We start from the raw sequence: 14318 nt of genomic DNA, 5'->3' as shown, positions 1-14318 counted from the left end.
AGTTGGTTTTTATTAATTCTTTTTTAAGAAGAATGGGCAGGAAGAAAATCAAGTTGCATCTTTTTGCAACTTGATTTTTGAGTTTATAAAACTTTCGGATTTTACTGTTTTTGAACAAAAATAATCCTAATTTTGGTATTCAATTATTCAAAATCAAAACCTCCGGTATTTTAAAATCTTATGAGTATTCAAGAAACAATTCAGACTTTACGAAACGAACTTAATCAGCACAATTACAATTATTACGTGTTAGACAACGCTACAATTTCTGATTATGATTTTGATATTAAGTTAAAGGAACTTCAGGATTTAGAAAATAAACATCCTGAGTTTTTTGATGAAAATTCCCCAACTCAAAGAGTAGGAGGTGCCGTGACCAAGAATTTTAAAACAATTGCACACCAGTACAGGATGTATTCTTTGGATAATTCCTATTCTAAAGAAGATTTACTGGATTGGGAAGCCAGAATTCAGAAAGTTTTAGGAAATGTTGATCTGCAATATACCTGCGAATTAAAATACGACGGAGCTTCGATCAGTATTACTTATGAAAACGGAAAACTGGTTCAGGCTTTAACAAGAGGAGACGGCTTTCAGGGAGATGAGGTAACCAACAACATCAAAACCATAAAATCGATTCCTTTACAATTAAAAGGGAACTATCCGGATAAATTTGATATTAGAGGAGAAATAATTTTGCCTTTTGCCGGTTTCGAAAAAATGAATCAGGATCTAATTGAAATAGGCGAAACACCGTATTCAAATCCCAGAAATACAGCTTCAGGAAGTTTGAAATTACAAGATAGTGCTGAGGTTGCCAAACGTCCGTTAGAATGTTTATTGTATTTTGTTACAGGAAACAATCTCCCGTTTACTTCCCAGTTTGAAGGATTGGAATCAGCCAGAAATTGGGGATTCAAAGTGCCTAACGAAGCAAAACTGGTGCAAAATATGCAGGAAGTTTTCGATTTCATTGATTATTGGGACGTACACCGTCATAATTTACCTTACGAAACCGATGGTGTAGTCGTTAAAGTAAACAGTATTCAGCATCAGGAAGAATTAGGATACACTGCAAAATCTCCACGTTGGGCCATAGCTTATAAATTCAAATCAGAACAGGTTTCGACCACACTTCAGTCTATTTCATATCAGGTAGGCCGTACGGGAGCAATCACTCCTGTAGCCAATTTAGAGCCGGTACAACTGGCCGGAACCATTGTAAAAAGAGCCTCTTTGCACAATGCAGATCAGATTGAAAAATTGGATATCAGAATCAATGACACCGTTTTTGTAGAAAAAGGAGGAGAGATCATTCCAAAAATAATTGCCGTCGACCTGTCCAAACGCCCCGAAGATTCAGAAGTTACTGCATACATCACACATTGTCCGGAATGTCAAACCGAATTGATTCGAAATGAAGGAGAAGCCAATCATTATTGCCCTAACTTTTATGGGTGCCCACCGCAGATTATTGGAAGGGTTCAACATTATATTTCAAGAAAAGCAATGGATATTGAAGGGCTTGGTGGCGAAACAGTTGCTTTGCTTTTCAACAATGGATTGGTGCACAATTATGCCGATTTGTATGAATTAAAAGTAGAAGATATTTTACCTTTAGAGAGAATGGCGCAAAAATCTGCCGAGAATCTGGTAAAAGGAGTAGAGAAATCAAAAGAAATCCCATTTGAGAGCGTTCTTTTTGCCTTAGGAATTCGTTTTGTAGGTGAAACGGTAGCCAAAAAACTGGCGAAACATTATAAAAATATTGATGCATTACGTCAGGCTACCCTGATGGATTTGATTTTGGTAGATGAAATTGGAGAAAGAATTGCCAAAAGTGTAATTGAGTTTTTTGAGAATAAAGAGAACCAGGAAATTATAGACCGTCTCAAAAGTTACGGCATTCAGTTTGAAATTGTAGAGAAGATAAACCCGAATGCCACTGAAAAATTTATCGGAAAAACATTTGTGGTTTCGGGAGTTTTTACTCAATTCTCCAGAGACGAATTGAAGAAAACTATTGAAGACAATGGTGGTAAGGTAGGAAGCTCTATTTCGGCAAAAACAGATTTTGTTGTCGCAGGAGATAATATGGGACCGGCAAAATTAGAAAAAGCCAGTAAATTAAATATCCCTATTCTGTCTGAAGAAGATTTTATAAACAAACTAAATGAAAGCGAATAAACCGTCGTTGATTTTATTTTTTTTAGCATTATTGTGCACGGCCATTTTTGACTGGACCGAGCTGTTTTTATTTGCGACTTATGCCAAAGCCATTGTAATTCCTTCGATTTTTATTTACTTTTTGATTAGCACCGAATTCAATATCGGGAAAATCGAAGGGGTTATCTTTTTATTCAGCTTTATTGGCCAGGTGTTTAATCTAATGGATATCGAAAGTTCTGAATTAGGGGGAGTCCTGTGTTTTTTAGTCGTTTACCTTTTAATTATCCGACTTTATCTGGGAGGGCATGAAAAAATAAAACTGGAAAAAAAAGATTTTCTTCCAGTTTCTATAGTAGTTATTTTTATTGTATATCTCTTAGTATCAGCACTAGGAATGCAATTTGATAATATGAAACGATTTAGTTTGATCTATATGATCTACGGAATTGTCTTAAGTGTGTTAAGTTGTTTGTCCTTCATTAGTTATATTACAAAAGGAACCTACTTAGCGTTACTCATGTCATTAATGGCAATTTCCTATATCTTTTCAGATATATTTTATATTTTCAATGAATACTTTTCCTATTCCGTAGTCCTGGTATTGATCCGGGATGTCACTCAAATTTTAGCATACTTTTTTATGGTCGAGTATTTCCTGGAAAAAACGAAAACCAAAAAAAAGAAAAACGCTAAACAATAATTGATTTCCCTTCGTTCGTGTGAGCTTTGTTCTTATCGAAGTAAAAGTCTATTCTTCCTAAATTGATTCCATAGCAGCCTACCTGATTCACCAAAACATCCTGATTGGCTTTGTTTTTTACAACAGTTGGTTTGTCTAAGAAAGTATGTGTGTGGCCTCCAATAATCAAATCAATATCCTGAGTTTGAGCAGCCAGTTTTAAATCACAAATTTTAGATTCATCGTCTTTGTATTTGTATCCAAGATGTGACAGACAAACAACCAAATCGCATTTTTCTTCTTTCTTTAGCAATTGCGTCATGTCCTGCGCAATTTCTACAGGATTGTTGTAGACTGTTTCTTTGTACATTTGTTTGTCAACTAGGCCGGCAAGCTCGATTCCTAAACCAAAGACACCTACTTTAATTCCGTTTTTATTGAAAATTTTATACGGTTTTACAAGACCGTTCATCACCGTATTTTTAAAATCGTAGTTCGAGCAGATAAAATCAAAACTAGCGTGAGGCATTTGTGCGTGTAATCCGTCAAGACCATTGTCGAAATCGTGGTTTCCAATAGTCGATGCGTCGTACTTCATCATACTCATCAGTTTAAATTCCAATTCCCCTCCATAATAATTAAAATAAGGAGTTCCCTGAAAAATATCGCCGGCATCCAGTAAAAGTACATTTGGATTTTCTTTACGAATCGTTTCTATAAGTGCAGCTCTGCGTGAGACACCGCCTTTGTTCGGATTACGAGGATCATCAGCCGGAAATGGATCAATATGACTGTGAACATCGTTGGTATGTAGAATGGTTAAGTGTTTGATATCGTTATTTTCAAAACTGCTCAATGACAAACCTAAACTTAATAAGGCAGTACTTGCAGCTGTTTTTTCGATAAATTCTCTTCTTTTCATTTTGTATGTTTTTGCGAAATGGGATTTTTATTCTTCTGTAATTCGGATGTCTTTTGCTACCGGAATCGTATCAACTTCTTTAAAGTAATCAATTAATACATCTCTCAGTTTGTAGTTCAGATCATATTTTTGAACACTTTTTGCGAAAAAAGACATACTGTCTCCGCCATTTGCCAAATAATCATTTGTTGCTACATAGTAAACCTTATTAAGATCAAGTGGTTTTCCCTGAATCATAATATTCTTTGCAGTCTTGTCTTTTGCAATAGTAAAAGTCATACCCGATAAAGGTTGTGCTTTTTGCGCCTTAATAATATAGGAAGTCATTTCTAAAATCTGATCTCCTTTTAAAGCCATAACCACCATGCTGTTTTCAAAAGGCATGATTTCAAATGCTGTTCTGTTGGTTACATTTCCTTTAGGTAATATAGCTCGTATACCACCATGATTTAGTAAGCACAAGTCAATTTTTTTCTTCTCGCGTGCCTCAAAAACCAGGTTTCCTCTTTTAACACAAACATCAGCCATAAGGTTACCAATGCTGGTTTGCCATTTCCCTGTACTTTTATCAAGAGTTTCAGGGCAATAAGCCAGAACATTATCTAAATCCTTATTAATATGATCACGATAAGGTTTAATAAAGTTCTCAATTGCAGGAGTTTCAGTTCCTTTTTCAGTTATCGGAAGTTGCTTTCCTTCAATTTTTGTTAGATTATAATTTTTCTGGCTACAGGAAAATATAAAAAAAAGTGTTAAGAATATAACAAAAAGTTTCAAAACTCCGTTATACTTTTTTAGTTTTACCATCTTAAATGCGACTTAAATAATTAATTTTGTAATCTGGTAAAAGTACTATGTTTTTAAATTATATAAAGGAATTTTTTGTAAAAAAATCATTAAAAAATAACTTGAATAATGTCAAAAACGAAGTATTTACAAGTAATGTGCAAACAATTGGTTTACTGATTGATGAAAGTAGATTTGATCATTCAGAAGACCTGATAAAGGAATTGATCTCGAAAGGAATTACTCCTGAGAATATCAAAATTGCAGTGTACAGAAGTAAATTTAGCGAGAAACAAACGTATTCAAGACCAACTTTTGGACGAAAAAGCGTCAATTGGAAGGGGGAGATTACAGAAGGTTTCTTAAATGAATTTATAAAAACAGAATTTGATCTTTTGATTAGTTATTATGACATTGAAACGGCCATTTTGATGCTGATAACTGCCAAGTCAAAAGCGAAGTTTAAAGTAGGATTCGCATCAGTAGATGAAAAATTAAATCGATGGATGATTGATACTGCTATAAAGAATTACAAACTTTTCGTGCACGAATTGTTTAGATATTTAAAGAGTATAAAATAAAATTATAAAGTAGAATATGCAATCATTAATAGGAACTGGTGTTGCGCTTGTAACCCCATTTAAAAAAGACTTTTCAGTAGATATCGAAGCTTTACAGCGCATCGTTAATTTTTCGATAGACGGTGGTGTTGAGTATCTTGTAGTTATGGGAACAACGGCAGAAAATGCTACTCTGACACAAGCCGAAAAAGAACTGGTGATTAAAACGGTTATAGATACTAATAAAGGAAGACTGCCATTGGTACTTGGAGTTGGTGGAAATAATACCATGCAAATTGTAGAGGAATTAAAAACAGGAGATTTTTCTGCTTTTGATGCCATACTCTCTGTTTCTCCTTATTATAACAAGCCAACACAAGAAGGAATCTATCAGCACTTTAAAGCTATTGCAGAAGCTTCCCCAATTCCTGTGATTTTATATAACGTTCCGGGAAGAACATCCAGTAACATGTCGCCGTCAACAGTAATTCGTTTGGCGAATGATTTTAGTAATGTGGTAGCGATTAAAGAAGCTGCCGGAGATATGGCTCAGGCTTTACAATTGATTAAAAATGCACCGGAAGGTTTTCTGATTATTTCAGGAGATGATATGATTGCTTTACCAATTGTTTTGGCAGGTGGAGCAGGGGTGATTTCGGTTATCGGACAAGGTTTTCCAAAAGAATTTACAGAAATGATTCGTTTAGGACTCAATAAAAAGGTAACAGAAGCGTTTAAAACACAGTATCTTTTATCCGATTGTATTGATATGATTTTTGAGCAGGGAAATCCTGCCGGAATCAAACAAGTTTTTCAAGCCCTTGGTATTGCTGAGAACACAGTACGTTTGCCATTGGTGGCTGTTGATGATTCATTAGCAGGCAGATTGAATGAATTTGTGAAAAACAGTATAAAATAAGCATGAGATTGTGGGTATTCTATATATACCAAAAAATATTTTGTAGTAGCTAAATTAATAACTAAATTTGCCACCGAAACTTCGGTGTGATTTTGCTTTGGCATAATTGTCTAAGAAATCATAATAAAAGTAAGAAAATGAAAAAAATAGTATCTCTGTTAATTATTGTTGTCCTTTTTTGTTCTTGTAGCGAATACCAAAAGGCATTAAAGAACGATGATGTTGCTGCAAAATTCGAAGTTGCAACGAAAATGTATGATGCAGGTAAATATTCAAAAGCTATACGTCTTTTTGAACAATTGGCATCTTCTTACAGAGGGAAACCTCAGGCAGAGAAATTATTTTACATGTTCTCACAATCGTATTACAAAACAAAACAATATTACTTAGCAGGTTATCAGTTTGAAAGTTTCGTTTCAGGTTATCCTAGAAGTGAAAAAGTTCAGGAAGCTGCTTTTTTGGGAGCGTATAGCTATTCTAAATTAGCGCCTGTTTATAGCTTAGATCAGACAGACACTGTAAAAGCCTTGGAAAAATTACAAACTTTTATCGAAAGTTACCCAAATTCTGAGTATATCGCTCAGGCAAACGAAGCTGTAAAAGTTTTAAATGGTAAACTGGAGAAAAAAGCATACGAAAACGCGAAAGGATACAATACAATTTCTGATTACAAATCAGCATTAATCGCTTTTGATAATTTTATTGCTGATTTTCCAGGAACACCGTTAAAAGAAGATGCATTGTTTTATAAATATGATTCAGCATATAAATTAGCAATAAACAGTATTCCTTCAAAAATGGAAGAGCGTTTAAATGTGGCTAAAGTAGCTTATGGAAACTTGATTAAGTTTAATGGTGCTACGAAGTATAAAAAAGAGGCAGATGAAATGAATGCCAGAGTGGAAACAGATTTACAAAAATTTACTAAATAAAATAAAGTCATGGATTTAAAAAAGACGAATGCTCCTGTAAATACAATAACTTACAATAAAACAGTTATTGAAGAGCCAACAGGAAATGTGTATGAAGCAATTACCATTATGGCTAAAAGAGCAAATCAAATTAACTCTGAAATTAAAAAAGAATTGACAGAGAAATTGGAAGAGTTTGCTACTTATAATGACAGTCTTGAAGAAGTTTTTGAAAATAAAGAACAAATCGAAGTTTCTAAATTTTACGAAAAATTACCAAAACCTCACGCTTTAGCAGTTCAGGAGTGGTTAGACGGTAAAACATACCACAGAGGTTCAAACAAATAATATAGTATAATGTCAGTTTTAAACGGGAAGAAAATTTTACTAGGGGTTTCTGGTGGAATTGCAGCCTATAAAACAGCCTCATTAGTACGACTCTTTATAAAAGCAGGTGCACATGTCCAAGTGATAATGACACCTGCTTCTAAGGATTTTGTAACTCCACTTACTTTATCTACACTATCAAAAAATCCGGTACATTCCAGTTTCTTTAATCAGGATGATGAAGATGCTGTCTGGAACAATCATGTTGATTTGGCTCTTTGGGCCGATTTGATGCTGATTGCGCCTGCAACATCCAATACCTTGTCTAAAATGACAACGGGGAATAGTGATAATCTTTTAGTAGCTACTTATTTATCAGCCAAATGTCCGGTTTATTTTGCGCCGGCAATGGATTTAGATATGTACAAACACCCTTCAGTTTTGTCTAGTTTTACGGCTTTAAAAAGTTTCGGAAACATTATGATTCCGGCTGAAAGCGGTGAGTTAGCCAGCGGTCTGTCCGGAGAAGGAAGAATGGCTGAACCCGAAAATATTATAGCCTTTCTGGAAGCCGATTTAGAAAGTAAATTGCCTTTAAAAGGGAAAAAAATACTAATTACTGCCGGTCCAACATACGAAGCAATCGATCCTGTGCGTTTTATAGGAAATCATTCTTCGGGAAAAATGGGGTTTGATCTGGCAAATGAAGCAGCAAACTTAGGTGCTCAGGTGATTTTGGTTGCAGGACCAACACATTATAAAGCTAAAAATGGTTTAGTGAAAGTGATCAATGTAGTTTCTGCACAAGATATGTATGATGCCTGTCATGAGTATTTTAATGATGTTGATGTGGCAATCGCTGCGGCTGCAGTAGCCGATTACAGACCAAAAGTAGTCGCTTTACAAAAGATTAAGAAAGCGGCAGATGAATTTTCGATTGAACTTGAAAAAACAAAAGATATTCTGGCTTCATTAGGAGCGATAAAGAAAAATCAGTTTTTAATTGGATTTGCATTGGAAACCGAGAATGAAATTGAAAATGCGAAGCTGAAAATTCAGAAAAAAAACTTAGATTTGATTGTTCTAAATTCCTTACAGGATGAAGGAGCAGGTTTTAAAAAAGAAACCAATAAAGTAACCTTTATTGATCAGGATTTTAAAATCGAACCGATGGAATTAAAATCAAAAGAATCTGTTGCTGTTGATATTTTAAATAAAGTGGTTTTGCATTTTGCGAAATCATAAAGATTTAGAGTAAACAAAGCAATGACAAGGATAGTAAGTCTGTTGTATGCTGTAATCAAAATAATATCTTTCGTATGAATAAATTAGTTACTTTTTTAGCATTTTTAATTTTTGGCTTCGCACAAGCACAGCAGCTAAATTGCACTGTAACTATTAATACAGAAAGATTACCCAATCCCAATCAGCAAGTATTTAAAACACTTCAGACTTCGTTGTCGGAGTTTGTGAATAAAACAGATTGGACAGGAATAGCCTTAAAACAAAATGAGCGAATCAATTGCTCGATGTACATTACACTGTCGTCAAACAGTTCCGATCAGTTTTCGGGCACTATTCAGGTACAATCCTCACGATTGATTTATAATTCTACGTATTCTTCCCCAATATTAAATTACAACGATAAAGATTTCAACTTCAGGTATATTGAATACGAGCCTTTGTTGTTTAATCCGACCACGTTTGAGTCTAATCTAGTATCTGTGGTTTCTTTTTACAGTTATTTAATTTTAGCGATGGACGCAGATAGCTTTCAAATGGGAGCAGGAAATCAATATCTTGAAACCGCTCAGAATATTGCAAGTGTAGCACAACAAGGAGGATCAAAAGGGTGGAGCCAGTCAGACGGAGTTCAGAACCGTTATTATTTGATTACCGATATGATTTCGCCAATGTACAGCGATTTACGTCAAACCATGTTCATGTACCATAATGGCTTGGATGGCATGAGTCAGGATTTGAAAGCCTCAAAAGAAAAAATCAAATCAGCCTTGATGCTTACCGGAAAATTGAATTCGGTAAAACCCAATGCTTTTTTGACCAGAGTATTTTTCGATGCCAAATCAGACGAAATTGTCTCCATATTTTCTGGAGGACCAAGTATTCCGATTACAGATCTGACCGATGTCTTAAATAAGGTATCTCCGTTGAATACCACCAAATGGTCACAGATTAAATTCTAAGTCCATTTTAATTACTCTCTTTATTAATTTTTATATTTCCCAAATTTCCTATGATAACGTCCTTGTCGATTAAAAACTATGCGCTTATTGAAAAATTAACTATAGATTTTTCAAAAGGTTTTTCTATTATTACTGGTGAAACAGGTGCGGGTAAATCTATTATATTAGGAGCGATAGGATTGGTTTTAGGAAAAAGAGCCGATTTAACTTCACTAAAAAATAAAGAAGAAAAATGTGTTATCGAAGCACAGTTTGAAATTTCTAAATACAACCTGAAAGATTTTTTTACAGCAAATGATCTCGATTATGAAGATGAGACTATTATTAGAAGAGAAATTTTGCCTTCAGGAAAATCACGAGCTTTTATTAATGATAGTCCGGTAAATCTGCAGGAATTGCAGGATCTGAGCTTGTTTTTGATTGATATTCATTCACAACAGCAGACTCAGGAGTTGTCAGACGAGGGAGTTCAATTTAAAATTATTGACGCTATTGCTAATAATGGAGAAGTGATTCAATCGTATCAGGATGTTTTGAAAGGATATAAATCAGATAAGTCCAAACTAAATGCTTTGCTGAAAAAACAAAGTGATTCAGGAAAAGAGCAGGAATACAATACCTATTTGTTAAATGAATTGGTTACTGCAAAATTAAAATCAGGAGAGCAGGAAGAATTGGAGGCTGATTTTGAAAAACTGAACAATGTTGAAATTATTAAAGAAGCTATGGATAAATCATTGGCAATTGCCAATGAAGAGCAATTTGGTGTTTTCCACAGTCTGAATGAAATAAAAACGGCACTACAGAAAATTGCACTTTTTTCTCCGGAGTACCAAAATGTTTTTGAAAGGATTACCAGTTTGGCCATTGAATTTGATGATGTTTCAAAAGAATTGCAAAACGCCTCTGAAAAACTTTTAAATGATCCCGCACAGTTAGAATTGGTGAGTCAAAAATTACAGCTAATTTATAATTTGCAAAAAAAGCATCAGGTAACGTCTGTTGATGAATTACTTGGAATACAGGCGACATTAGAAAATTCCCTGGTGGAATTGGATAATATTGGAGAAGAAATTACTGCTTTGTCAGAATCAATAGCGCAAAAAGTTACAGACTTAGATGCTTTTGCGGAAGCTATTCATCAGAATAGAATCAATGCAATTCCGGTTTTGTCACAAAAGTTAGTGTCAATATTAGAGACATTGGGAATGCCAAATGTGCGTTTCAATATGGAGCTTTTGTCTTCTGAGACTTATTTCCAAAATGGAAAAGATGAGTTGCAATTTTTATTTTCAGCAAATAAAGGTACTGATTTCGGCTTGCTGAAAAAAGTAGCTTCAGGAGGGGAAATGTCACGTATTATGCTGGCAGTCAAAGCGATTTTAGCGCAATATTCAAAACTTCCAACCTTAATCTTTGATGAGATTGATACCGGGGTTTCAGGAGAAATTGCAATTAGAATGGGAGAAATTATGAAAGAAATGAGTGGTACAATGCAAATTTTTGCCATCACCCATTTGCCTCAAATTGCAGCCAAAGGAGATTCGCACTTTAAAGTCTCTAAATCAACGGTTGATGAGGATACACAGTCAGAACTTAAGCTATTGTCTCAGGAAGAAAGAGTTACCGAAATTGCGCAGATGTTATCAGGTGCAAAAATCTCTGATTCGGCATTAAATCATGCAAAAGAATTATTAAATTAAATATTTAAATTATATTTGCTTCTATAACTATTAGACCAAAATCAGAATAAAATATGATTAAAAAACTATATGTTTTGTCTTTTATTTGCTTGTTTATTAGTAAAATAAATGCTCAGGATACTGCTGTAAAAGAAGGTACAGAAGTAGCTGGTAAAGAAGTTAAATCTTATTTAGTAAAAGACTTTCCTGAAGGCGTTTATAAAACATATGAAGATTTCATTGCAAAAACGGGAATTTTCATGGGTGATGCGTTAGAAAGACGCACTATTGTGGGGTATAAATCAATTGAAAAAAATGTAGATGCTTATCATGTTTTCTTTTGCTGGAAAAGAAACAATATAAAAATTACAGATTATTTTGCTATTGTTTACAATGGTAACCTGTATATTCAGCAAAGATATTTAATGAAATTTGCATCAAAAGAAGATGGAAATATGTCTGCTGATAATCCAAATTCGTATCACAGAGTTTTAAATGACGGAAAGTTTTTATATCTCGAAGGACCTTTTGCAAATATGTGGTCTAAGGCTTTTGCATATAATGCCGGAGCAGTAGGCGGAGCAATTTTAGCTAATTTGAATACGTTAAAAGGAATTGTTTTTAATGTTGATAAGAAAGAATTTAACTTCATAAGAGAGTGCGAAAATTTGAATGCACTAATTGAAGAGTATAATGGAGTTAAAATTGAATGTAAAGATAAAAAAGTTGACATTTTAACGGTTAGGGAAAATGTTGATAAAATTATTAAATAGTAAGTATTTGTCTATTTTGTTGAAATAGAATATGTTGTTTAGATCAAATTAAATTGAAATAAAAAAAGTATGATTATAGAACCTAGAATGAGAGGATTTATTTGCTTGACAGCCCACCCAAAAGGCAGCGAGCAAAATGTTAAAAATCAAATAGAATATATCAAATCAAAAGGACCAATTGCTGGTGCAAAAAAAGTATTAGTTATTGGTGCTTCAACAGGTTTCGGATTGGCTTCAAGAATTACAAGTGCTTTTGGGTCTGATGCTGCAACAATTGGAGTATTTTTTGAAAAACCACCGGTTGAAGGAAAAACAGCTTCACCAGGATGGTATAATTCTGCTGCATTTGAAACAGAAGCTCACAAAGCAGGTTTATATGCTAAAAGTATCAACGGAGATGCTTTTTCAAACGAAATAAAAAGACAAACTTTAGATTTAATCAAAACTGACTTAGGTCAGGTTGATTTGGTAATCTACAGTTTAGCTTCTCCGGTGCGTCAGCACCCGGTTACAGGAGTTTTACACCGTTCGGTTTTAAAACCAATCGGACAAACTTTTACCAATAAAACAGTTGATTTTCACACTGGAAACGTTTCAGAAGTTTTTATTGCTCCGGCAAATGAAGAAGATATTGCCAATACAGTTGCTGTAATGGGAGGTGAGGACTGGACAATGTGGATGGATGCCCTAAAAGCAGAGAATTTATTAGCTGAAGGCGCTACAACAGTGGCTTATTCTTATATTGGACCATCATTAACAGAAGCAGTTTACCGTAAAGGTACAATTGGTCGTGCTAAAGATGATTTAGAAGCTACAGCATTTTCAATTACAGATAGTTTAAAATCTATTGGAGGAAAAGCATATGTTTCTGTAAACAAAGCTTTGGTAACACAGGCAAGTTCTGCAATTCCGGTTATTCCATTGTATATTTCTCTTTTGTACAAAACAATGAAAGAGGAGGGAATTCACGAAGGTTGTATCGAGCAAATCCAACGTTTGTTTCAGGACAGATTGTACAACGGAGGAGAAGTTCCTGTAGATGAAAAAGGAAGAATCAGAATTGACGATTGGGAAATGCGTGAAGATGTGCAGGCTAAAGTGGCAAAACTTTGGTTAGAGGCTACAACCGAAACATTACCTGAAATTGGAGATTTAGCCGGATATAGAAATGACTTCCTGAATCTATTTGGATTTGAATTTGCAGGTGTAGATTATGCTGCCGAAGCGAATGAAGTTGTAGAAATTGAAAGTATCAAATAAAAAAGAAAAAAATACTACTAGATATGAAAACCATTCGTTGCGACGAATGGTTTTTTTATGAATATAACATATCTTTGTTAAAATTTTGAAATTTAAAATATTGCCACTTTAATACCGCGTGATCGCTATGATTTTTTCTTTAATTATACCCGTGTATAATCGTCCGGATGAAGTAGATGAACTTTTAGAAAGTTTGTCTAAATCCGATTATAATGAAGCCTTTGAAATTGTTCTTGTCGAAGACGGATCATCAATACCTTGTAAAGATGTTGTGATGAACTATCAGGGGAAATTGAATATATCGTATTATTTTAAAGAAAATTCAGGTCCGGGAGATTCCAGAAACTTTGGAATGCAGAAGGCCAGAGGGGATTATTTTATCATTTTTGATTCAGATTGTATTATTCCTTCTAACTACCTGACGGAAGTTAGAAAAGCACTTAATGCGGGTTATGTGGATTGTTTTGGAGGGCCGGATAAGGCATTAGATAGTTTTTCGGATATTCAGAAAGCCATTAACTTTGCAATGACTTCATTTTTGACTACAGGAGGAATTCGTGGAGGCTCTGAAAAAATCAATAAATTTCAGCCCAGAAGTTTTAACATGGGGATTTCAAAGAAAGCTTTTATAGCTTCAAAAGGGTTTGGAAACATTCACCCGGGAGAAGATCCTGATCTTTCTATTCGTTTATGGAACCTGGGATTTGAAACCAGATTGTTCCCGGAAGCGTATGTATATCATAAGCGAAGAATTGACTGGGAAAAGTTTTCAATTCAGGTGAATAAATTTGGAATCGCCAGACCAATATTAAACAGCTGGTATCCGGAACATAATAAACTAACATTCTTTTTTCCTACCGTTTTTATCGTAGGATTATTATTAGCTTTTTTACTGTTAATTTTCAATATTGATATCCTATTACAATTATATTTTGTATATTTCGTGGTAATTTTTCTGACAGCCGCTATTCAGAATAAAAGCATTAAAATTGGATATTTATCTGTAATTGCAGTATGGAAGCAATTTTATGGTTACGGGACAGGATTTCTAAAATCGTTCCTGAAAGTTATTATTTTAAAGAAAAAACCCCAGGAGGCTTTTCCTAAAATGTTTTTTAAAATATAG

General features: G+C 34.3%; 14 protein-coding genes. 12 read left to right on the top strand and 2 right to left on the bottom strand.

Annotation, left to right across the window (positions count from 1 at the left end):
- Positions 1–180: 180 nt before the first annotated feature.
- Entirely contained in the window at positions 181–2187 is a 2007-nt protein-coding gene (gene ligA / locus BHE19_RS19830; protein ID WP_017497147.1) for an NAD-dependent DNA ligase LigA, read from the top strand.
- Positions 2174–2869, top strand: coding sequence for a lysoplasmalogenase family protein (locus BHE19_RS19825; protein WP_017497146.1), 696 nt, complete (start codon positions 2174–2176; stop codon positions 2867–2869). Before ligA ends, BHE19_RS19825 begins: the two co-directional genes overlap by 14 nt.
- Here BHE19_RS19825 and BHE19_RS19820 read toward each other — a convergent pair.
- Both BHE19_RS19820 and BHE19_RS19815 read right to left on the bottom strand, forming a co-directional pair.
- Complete coding sequence (locus BHE19_RS19820) at positions 2859–3770, bottom strand: bifunctional metallophosphatase/5'-nucleotidase (protein ID WP_017497145.1); 912 nt, start codon at positions 3768–3770, stop codon at positions 2859–2861. The two genes, BHE19_RS19825 and BHE19_RS19820, sit on opposite strands and share 11 nt — an antisense overlap.
- A 27-nt stretch (positions 3771–3797) precedes the next feature.
- Positions 3798–4577: a 5'-nucleotidase C-terminal domain-containing protein gene (locus BHE19_RS19815; RefSeq protein WP_070908546.1), complete on the bottom strand. Its 780-nt coding sequence runs from the start codon at positions 4575–4577 to the stop codon at positions 3798–3800.
- A 47-nt stretch (positions 4578–4624) separates the two neighbouring features.
- Here BHE19_RS19815 and BHE19_RS19810 point away from each other — a divergent pair, with 47 nt between their 5' ends.
- From BHE19_RS19810 to BHE19_RS19765, 10 genes are all read left to right on the top strand, one after another.
- Complete coding sequence (locus tag BHE19_RS19810; RefSeq protein ID WP_070908545.1) at positions 4625–5137, top strand: DUF6913 domain-containing protein; 513 nt, start codon at positions 4625–4627, stop codon at positions 5135–5137.
- 16 nt (positions 5138–5153) lie between these two features.
- Positions 5154–6035 carry a 4-hydroxy-tetrahydrodipicolinate synthase gene (gene dapA / locus BHE19_RS19805; protein WP_070908544.1) on the top strand — a complete coding sequence of 294 codons (882 nt, stop codon included), beginning with the start codon at positions 5154–5156 and terminating at the stop codon, positions 6033–6035.
- Positions 6036–6172: 137 nt separating this feature from the next.
- Complete coding sequence (locus tag BHE19_RS19800) at positions 6173–6967, top strand: outer membrane protein assembly factor BamD (RefSeq protein ID WP_017497141.1); 795 nt, start codon at positions 6173–6175, stop codon at positions 6965–6967.
- Positions 6968–6976: 9 nt separating this feature from the next.
- Positions 6977–7294: a DNA-directed RNA polymerase subunit omega gene (locus BHE19_RS19795; protein ID WP_007807938.1), complete on the top strand. Its 318-nt coding sequence runs from the start codon at positions 6977–6979 to the stop codon at positions 7292–7294.
- A 9-nt stretch (positions 7295–7303) separates the two neighbouring features.
- Complete coding sequence (gene coaBC, locus BHE19_RS19790) at positions 7304–8518, top strand: bifunctional phosphopantothenoylcysteine decarboxylase/phosphopantothenate--cysteine ligase CoaBC (RefSeq protein WP_070908543.1); 1215 nt, start codon at positions 7304–7306, stop codon at positions 8516–8518.
- 74 nt (positions 8519–8592) lie between these two features.
- Positions 8593–9477 (top strand): type IX secretion system protein PorD, encoded by an 885-nt coding sequence (gene porD / locus BHE19_RS19785; RefSeq protein WP_070908542.1) that lies wholly within the window; start codon positions 8593–8595, stop codon positions 9475–9477.
- Positions 9478–9527: 50 nt separating this feature from the next.
- Positions 9528–11180, top strand: a complete 1653-nt coding sequence (recN, locus tag BHE19_RS19780) for a DNA repair protein RecN (RefSeq protein ID WP_070908541.1) — start codon at positions 9528–9530, stop codon at positions 11178–11180.
- Positions 11181–11233: 53 nt separating this feature from the next.
- Complete coding sequence (locus BHE19_RS19775) at positions 11234–11932, top strand: hypothetical protein (RefSeq protein WP_070908540.1); 699 nt, start codon at positions 11234–11236, stop codon at positions 11930–11932.
- A 69-nt stretch (positions 11933–12001) separates the two neighbouring features.
- Positions 12002–13192 (top strand): enoyl-ACP reductase FabV, encoded by a 1191-nt coding sequence (gene fabV, locus BHE19_RS19770; RefSeq protein WP_070908539.1) that lies wholly within the window; start codon positions 12002–12004, stop codon positions 13190–13192.
- A gap of 127 nt (positions 13193–13319) precedes the next feature.
- Positions 13320–14318, top strand: a complete 999-nt coding sequence (locus tag BHE19_RS19765; protein ID WP_070908538.1) for a glycosyltransferase — start codon at positions 13320–13322, stop codon at positions 14316–14318.

Source organism: Flavobacterium tructae, assembly GCF_001853485.1.
GTDB lineage: Bacteria > Bacteroidota > Bacteroidia > Flavobacteriales > Flavobacteriaceae > Flavobacterium > Flavobacterium tructae.
The sequence above is the reverse complement of the archived record's forward strand: the minus strand, read 5'-3'. Positions and strand labels throughout refer to the sequence as shown.

Excerpts from the sequence above, each read along its gene's own strand:
- ligA (WP_017497147.1), top strand. The coding sequence starts at position 181 with ATGAGTATTCAAGAAACAATTCAGACTTTACGAAACGAACTTAATCAG.
- BHE19_RS19825 (WP_017497146.1), top strand. The coding sequence starts at position 2,174 with ATGAAAGCGAATAAACCGTCGTTGATTTTATTTTTTTTAGCATTATTG.
- BHE19_RS19820 (WP_017497145.1), bottom strand. The coding sequence starts at position 3,770 with ATGAAAAGAAGAGAATTTATCGAAAAAACAGCTGCAAGTACTGCCTTA.
- BHE19_RS19815 (WP_070908546.1), bottom strand. The coding sequence starts at position 4,577 with ATGGTAAAACTAAAAAAGTATAACGGAGTTTTGAAACTTTTTGTTATA.
- BHE19_RS19810 (WP_070908545.1), top strand. The coding sequence starts at position 4,625 with ATGTTTTTAAATTATATAAAGGAATTTTTTGTAAAAAAATCATTAAAA.
- dapA (WP_070908544.1), top strand. The coding sequence starts at position 5,154 with ATGCAATCATTAATAGGAACTGGTGTTGCGCTTGTAACCCCATTTAAA.
- BHE19_RS19800 (WP_017497141.1), top strand. The coding sequence starts at position 6,173 with ATGAAAAAAATAGTATCTCTGTTAATTATTGTTGTCCTTTTTTGTTCT.
- BHE19_RS19795 (WP_007807938.1), top strand. The coding sequence starts at position 6,977 with ATGGATTTAAAAAAGACGAATGCTCCTGTAAATACAATAACTTACAAT.
- coaBC (WP_070908543.1), top strand. The coding sequence starts at position 7,304 with ATGTCAGTTTTAAACGGGAAGAAAATTTTACTAGGGGTTTCTGGTGGA.
- porD (WP_070908542.1), top strand. The coding sequence starts at position 8,593 with ATGAATAAATTAGTTACTTTTTTAGCATTTTTAATTTTTGGCTTCGCA.
- recN (WP_070908541.1), top strand. The coding sequence starts at position 9,528 with ATGATAACGTCCTTGTCGATTAAAAACTATGCGCTTATTGAAAAATTA.
- BHE19_RS19775 (WP_070908540.1), top strand. The coding sequence starts at position 11,234 with ATGATTAAAAAACTATATGTTTTGTCTTTTATTTGCTTGTTTATTAGT.
- fabV (WP_070908539.1), top strand. The coding sequence starts at position 12,002 with ATGATTATAGAACCTAGAATGAGAGGATTTATTTGCTTGACAGCCCAC.
- BHE19_RS19765 (WP_070908538.1), top strand. The coding sequence starts at position 13,320 with ATGATTTTTTCTTTAATTATACCCGTGTATAATCGTCCGGATGAAGTA.